The organism is Ferroglobus sp., from assembly GCF_015521575.1.
GTDB lineage: Archaea > Halobacteriota > Archaeoglobi > Archaeoglobales > Archaeoglobaceae > Ferroglobus.
Genome location: NZ_WANY01000013.1, coordinates 1 through 4842, shown reverse-complemented (window position 1 = coordinate 4842; position 4842 = coordinate 1). Strand labels below are relative to the sequence as shown.

At 42.1% G+C, this 4842-nt stretch carries 8 protein-coding genes; 1 reads left to right on the top strand and 7 read right to left on the bottom strand.

Annotated features, from left to right (window positions below; genetic code table 11):
* Nucleotides 1-92: 92 nt before the first annotated feature.
* From F7C14_RS00625 to F7C14_RS00615, 3 genes are read right to left on the bottom strand one after another with little or no spacing between them, the layout of a single operon-like run.
* A complete protein-coding gene (locus tag F7C14_RS00625) occupies nt 93-599 on the bottom strand; it encodes a flavin reductase family protein (protein WP_290898580.1) in 507 nt (168 codons plus the stop codon).
* Nucleotides 600-635: 36 nt separating this feature from the next.
* Nucleotides 636-1034: a hypothetical protein gene (locus tag F7C14_RS00620; protein WP_290898577.1), complete on the bottom strand. Its 399-nt coding sequence runs from the start codon at nt 1032-1034 to the stop codon at nt 636-638.
* Nucleotides 1031-1951 carry an NOL1/NOP2/sun family putative RNA methylase gene (locus F7C14_RS00615; protein WP_290898574.1) on the bottom strand — a complete coding sequence of 307 codons (921 nt, stop codon included), beginning with the start codon at nt 1949-1951 and terminating at the stop codon, nt 1031-1033. Before F7C14_RS00615 ends, F7C14_RS00620 begins: the two co-directional genes overlap by 4 nt.
* A gap of 72 nt (nt 1952-2023) precedes the next feature.
* Here F7C14_RS00615 and F7C14_RS00610 point away from each other — a divergent pair, with 72 nt between their 5' ends.
* Nucleotides 2024-2794, top strand: a complete 771-nt coding sequence (locus tag F7C14_RS00610) for a slipin family protein (protein ID WP_290898571.1) — start codon at nt 2024-2026, stop codon at nt 2792-2794.
* Nucleotides 2795-2800: 6 nt separating this feature from the next.
* On the opposite strand, the gene F7C14_RS00605 is transcribed toward F7C14_RS00610, so the two are convergent.
* From F7C14_RS00605 to F7C14_RS00590, 4 genes are all read right to left on the bottom strand, one after another.
* Entirely contained in the window at nt 2801-3778 is a 978-nt protein-coding gene (locus F7C14_RS00605; protein WP_290898566.1) for a THUMP domain-containing protein, read from the bottom strand.
* The gene (locus F7C14_RS00600; protein ID WP_290898560.1) at nt 3775-4068 is read right to left on the bottom strand and encodes a signal recognition particle subunit SRP19/SEC65 family protein; all 294 of its coding nucleotides are present in this window, start codon (nt 4066-4068) and stop codon (nt 3775-3777) included. Before F7C14_RS00600 ends, F7C14_RS00605 begins: the two co-directional genes overlap by 4 nt.
* Nucleotides 4043-4321, bottom strand: a complete 279-nt coding sequence (gene hisE / locus F7C14_RS00595; RefSeq protein ID WP_290898555.1) for a phosphoribosyl-ATP diphosphatase — start codon at nt 4319-4321, stop codon at nt 4043-4045. Before hisE ends, F7C14_RS00600 begins: the two co-directional genes overlap by 26 nt.
* Before the next feature lie 4 nt (nt 4322-4325).
* On the bottom strand, nt 4326-4842 hold a 517-nt coding region (locus tag F7C14_RS00590), incomplete at its 5' end, for a ParB N-terminal domain-containing protein (RefSeq protein WP_290898549.1).

Below are 4842 nucleotides of genomic sequence, written 5' to 3'. Positions count from 1 at the left end.
TAATTAACTTAACTTAAAATGACCAAAAACGCAAAAAGTGAGTGGTAAAAAAATCGTGATGGTTCGTTGTTTTTGCAGCTTCGCAACTAACTTCACTTTTCGAAGTAAACTGTAGCGGTTTTTGGCGTTTTGCCCTTTTTAATGCGATGATAATCGGCGTAAGTTAAAACTTCAGAATCTCTCCTCAGCTCGGCTCTTACTACTTCTCCGATAAACAACGTGTGAGTTCCGACGTCACATTCCTTTACGACCTTCGCCTCGAAAATCGCTGATGCGTGCTGGATTACTACAGGAGACTCAGTTACTCCGATTTCGTAATCCACACCCTCGAACTTGTCGAAGTCTCTACTGCTTCTGAATCCGAATCTTCCTATGAACGTTAGGGGAGTTTCAATGTCCAAAACGCTGACGGCAAAGACCTTACTCGCTTTGACGATTTCGTGGGTGAAGTTTTTCTTGTTCAAACACGCTGCAATCATCGGAGGTTCTGAGGAAACCTGAAAAACGGTATTTGCTATTTGCCCGCTCAATTTGCCCTCGTAGGCTGAAGAGACTACGTAGAGACCGTAACTTATTTTATAAAACGCTCTGGGATCCATTTTTAAGCGTTGGTTTTGTAGTTTAATAATGTTTTGTTAGATTATCCTTCTCTCTTTTGGTACGTAGTTCCTTATTTTCTTTCCATCTCCCTTTCCACACCCCAGAAAATATTTTCCCCACTTTAAAACAACGTATCCCTTGTAAGGAATGTTCAGATCCTCTCCTTTTAGCCACTTAATCGCATCTTCGTAGGAAACTTCGATGATATTCTTTTTAATCTCGTCTCGAAGTAAGTAGCATCCCTCTATGCTCAACCTTATCCCATCTTTTTCGAGCTTACCGAAGTAAACACCTTGGTGGTACTCTTTTATCTCAAGCTCGTCTTTCTTTTCGCACCTTAGAAAGGCGTAGAGCCTATCCTTTCCCATCTTTTTAAGTTCGAAACTTACTTTTTCAACTCCGTAAATTTCTTTCAAAATTTCTACGTAGTTCACGGTTTCACCACCTTGGCGACGAAAAATCCTTCGGTGTCGTTATCTTGAGGGTGAATTCTGAGGCATTTTTTTACTTCCTCGCTGTACTTTTTTCCGTTGAACTCCAATATCGGATCTGTAGACTTTATCGGAAGCTTTATTTTTTCAAGCTTGGCATCCGTGTTGTAAAGGAGGTAATCGATCACTTCCTCATTCTCTTCCGGATCGAGGGTGCAAGTAGAGTAGACGAGTACACCTTTTGGCTTTAGAGATTTGTAAGCCGCTAAAATCAAGCTTTTTTGCAATCTCGACAGAGCTTCCACTTCCCTCTGCCTCCAGAGCTTTAAGTATTTGTAGTTCTTTCTGATCATGCCAACATTGCTGCAGGGGGCATCGAGTAAAACCCTGTCGAAAGTGTCTTTGAATCTTCCAAAGTACCTCCCATCCTTTTCCGTCACAACAACATTTACGCACCCGTACTTCTGAATGTTCGAAATGAGGATGTTCAGCCTTGAATACTTCACGTCGTTGGCAATCACGCAGCCAGTGTTGTTCATGTACTGGGATATCTGTGTCGTTTTCGCTCCGGGAGCTGCAGCCATATCGAGAACAAAGAGGTTCTCTTCTAAATCCATGACAACTGGAGGAATCATCGAAGAAGCTTCCTGCATGAATATCAAGCCGAGAGCGAATTCTGGAGTTTTGGTTATTCCCTCCCCGTAAACGAAGAAACCCTCTCTGCACCAAGGAACTTTTTCGAGTTCGAATTCCTCGGAAAGTCTTTTTACAACACTATCTATGTCGATTTTCAGTGTGTTAACTCTGAAGCTCTGTCTTATTGGCTTAGCCATGAACTCGTAGAACTCCTTAGAATCGTCTATTTTTTCGTATTTCTCCACGAATCTCTTATTTATTTCCCTGAACTGCTCCTTTATCACCTACACGATTTTAAAAACCGCTACATATAAATCCATCGAAAAACTTATTTGTTTAAGTTAAATTTCTATTTTATGGCTTTAAGCGATACGATACTATTTGGACTGGCGATAGTCATAATCCTGTTCCTCCTTTCGGGAATCAGAATCGTTAAGGAGTACGAGAGGGGCGTAATTTTTAGACTTGGTAGACTCGTAGGTGCAAGGGGGCCGGGGATATTCTACGTAATTCCTATTCTTGAAAGCATGCAAGTCGTCGATCTGCGAACCGTTACTTACGATGTTCCACCGCAGGAAGTCGTTACGAGAGATAACGTTACAGTAAGAGTTAATGCGGTCGTTTACTACCGAGTTGTCGATCCGGAAAAGGCGATAACTGAAGTTTACGATTACAAGTTTGCCACAGCTCAAATTGCCCAGACGACTTTGAGAAGCGTTATAGGGCAGGCTGAACTTGACGAACTTTTATCTGAAAGAGAAAAACTGAATTTAAAGCTTCAGCAGATAATAGACGAAGCCACGGATCAGTGGGGAATAAAGGTTTCGGCTGTAGAGATAAAGGACGTTGAGCTGCCAAAGGAGATGCAGAGAGCAATGGCCATGCAGGCTGAGGCTGAAAGAGAGAGGAGAGCGAAGATAATAAGGGCTGACGGAGAGTATCAGGCGGCGTTGAAGTTAAAAGAGGCAGCGGAGATACTTTCGGAGAGTAGAGGGGCTATGATGCTGAGAATTCTTCAGACGATGAACGAAATATCCAACGCTCAAAACACGACGATCGTGTTTCCGATTCCAATAGAAATTCTTGAATACTTCGCTGAGGCGAAAAAGGGCAAAAAGGAGCAATAAGAGCATTTAATTTTTCTTTTTGCAAATGTATATCCTTCTCGTAAGACTCTTGTGAACTTTTTGGTAGAACTTAGATTCGAGGATGAAGTAGTCCTCGAAAAATTCTTCTACGTCCATGTTCGTAAGAAAAACTATTCTTTCACCTCTCAGAACTCTGTGAAATTCTGGAAAGCTTTTTTCGTACAATTCCTTCAAATCTCCGAAGCTCATCGACGATTGGAGGTATGGGTAGTCCGTTACAATTCCATCAACACTCTCATCAGCCAAAGGAAGATTCTTGGCATCTCCGACGATAACGTTCACTGGAAGATTGTAGTATCTCAAATTGATCGCACAACCTTTTGCGATTTTTTCAAAAGCCTCAACTCCAACGAAATCGAGATTCATCAATCCGGCTTCTATTATCATAGTCCCTGTTCCGCACATAGGGTCGAGAATAACTCCGTTTTCGACTCCGGTTATGTTCACCAAGCTTCTCGCAAATCTCGGAACAACTGCTCCGGGTCTGAAAAAGGGTTTTAGATCTGGACGTCTTTCGAGGAACTGCTTCGTGTTTGTTACATGAATGAGCCAGCCAGCATAAACGTTCCTTTCAGTGACGTAGACTCTAAATATTCTGTCTGGCTTAGAAACGCTTATTTTCGCCCCTCTTTTGTAAAAAATTGCTCCAAGCTCTTTTTCGAACTCGTTTGAAGGTACGAAACGCCCTCCGATGTTTCTCACTCTCACGCACATCTTTCCTTCCGGCAATTTTAATTCTTTTACAAAGCTTTTTAGCTCCTCCAAACTTCCTGAGAAAAGAAATTCGCTTACTTCGTGAACAAGACTCAACCTTTCGAGACGTTTAACTTCCGAAACTTCCGCAACGGATATTTGCCTGTCCTCAAGAATAATTTCTCCACCGAGAATGTCTCTTGAAAAAACCTCAACTTCTTTTCTCGCCACGTACTCCAAATCTCCGGAGAGAAGAAAGATCAATTTCATTTTCGCATTTCGGCTATTTTTTTAGCCAACTCTATCATAAGGTCGAGCTTCTTTCCAGTCTTTTTAACTCTGACCATCCCTCCTTCCTCCCACCACGACTTCGGATACTTTTTGTCTTCAGCGTAAAACTCCAAACCGAGGGCTTTGCAGGCTTCAATAAGCTCTTTAAGTTTAACGTTCGCCACCGCATACCTTTTCGGAATCTTTCTACCTTCACTTCTGCTCTTCCTCTTATCTAAGTTGACCGTCCAGATTATCCAGTAATTATTTCTTTCTTCTTCGAAGTTCATCGTAAACCTCCTCCACTTTGACGTCGAACTTAGAGAGGAGGACAACGAGGTGGTATAGCAAATCGGCTGCTTCGTAAATTATACTTTCCCTATTTTTATTTTTACAGGCGAGGATCAACTCCACCGCTTCCTCCCCAAACTTTTCGAGTACTTTATCCTCTCCCTTCTCGTGATAGAGCAGTTTAGCTGTGTATGAATCCGGAGTGGGGTTTTTCTTTCTCTCCTCAACTATTTCCTGAAGTTCTTCCAGCATGTTATCACTTCGAGTTTTTGAAGGTTATTTCCACCAAGGGGTGTGTCGCATCTTCTAGAACCTGAATATCCCTGACGGATTTTATCCCTTTCTTTCTCACGAGCTTTTCGAGTCCGAGCTCAACGTTTTCCGGAACTTCTATGATGTACGCGTCGAGTTTATCTATTCCTATCTTTTTAGCCGCCACAACTCTGTGGTGCCCGTCTACCAAATAGTATTTTGCCCCCTTCTTTATGACGATAACAGGTTCAGCAAGACCTTTTTTCAGTTCGTAAATTCTTCCCCTAAGTTCGTCGGCGTAAACTTTCGTTTGAGTGGGAATAATTCTGTCAACTTCAATTTTACCTCTCTTAAGCTCGGTCTTAACGTTATGAACGCTTTCTATCGTTTTCCTTAAGTTTTCAACTTTTTTAGGATCTGCTCTCTCTATCTGACTCCTTATTACATCCGTATTCGAGATTATTCCAATGAGCTTTCCTTTTTCATCTATAACCGGCAGCTTAGACCTTCCGGTTCTGAAC